This is a genomic window from Methylobacterium sp. WL6 (assembly GCF_008040095.1).
Lineage (GTDB): Bacteria > Pseudomonadota > Alphaproteobacteria > Rhizobiales > Beijerinckiaceae > Methylobacterium.
The window spans coordinates 1-541 of sequence record NZ_VRVH01000681.1 but is presented as its reverse complement, the minus strand read 5'-3'; the positions used below and the strand labels follow the sequence as shown (position 1 = coordinate 541).

Annotated in this window: 2 pseudogenes; one reads left to right on the top strand and one right to left on the bottom strand. The window is 76.9% G+C overall.

The features are described from left to right. Positions 1–280, top strand: a pseudogene (locus FV230_RS29160) (hypothetical protein); the annotation flags it as partial. Positions 281–337: 57 nt separating this feature from the next. On the opposite strand, the pseudogene FV230_RS29155 reads toward FV230_RS29160, so the two are convergent. Continuing rightward, positions 338–541, bottom strand: a pseudogene (locus FV230_RS29155) (sensor histidine kinase); the annotation flags it as partial.

Here is a 541-nt window from a genome sequence, read left to right as displayed (position 1 = left end):
GCCCGCCCCCGAGCCGGAGGACGACCTGTTCGCCCCGACCGAGCCGCCGGCCCTGCGCCGGAGCCTCGATGCCGAGCCCGCGCGGGAGGCCCCCGAGCCCGAGCCGGACACCCGCGAGGTCGTCGGCCGCTACGCCTCGGGCGGCAACACCTACGTGATGTACGCCGACGGCGCGATCGAGGCGGACACGCCGCAGGGCCGCTTCACCTTCGCCTCCCTCGACGAGCTGAAGGCCTTCGTCGAGGGCGGCGGCGAAGCCGGCAGCCGCGGCGCCGCCTGAAGGCGTTTCGCGCGCGCTCCCTCCCCCGCAGAGGGGGAAGGGGCACGTGCCCGTGCGTCAGCCCGGCGGGTCGAGGCTGGCGTTCCGCACCGGAAGCGGGGCCAGCATCGTGAGGGCGAAGCCGCCGGGGGCGTAGAGGGTCTCGACCTCGGCCTGCACCTGCGTCGTCAGCACCCGCTGCAGCAGGCGCGAGCCGAAGCCCTGGCGGCGGGGCGGCTCCACCGCCGGGCCGCCGCTCTCGCGCCAGGCGAAGCGCAGCAT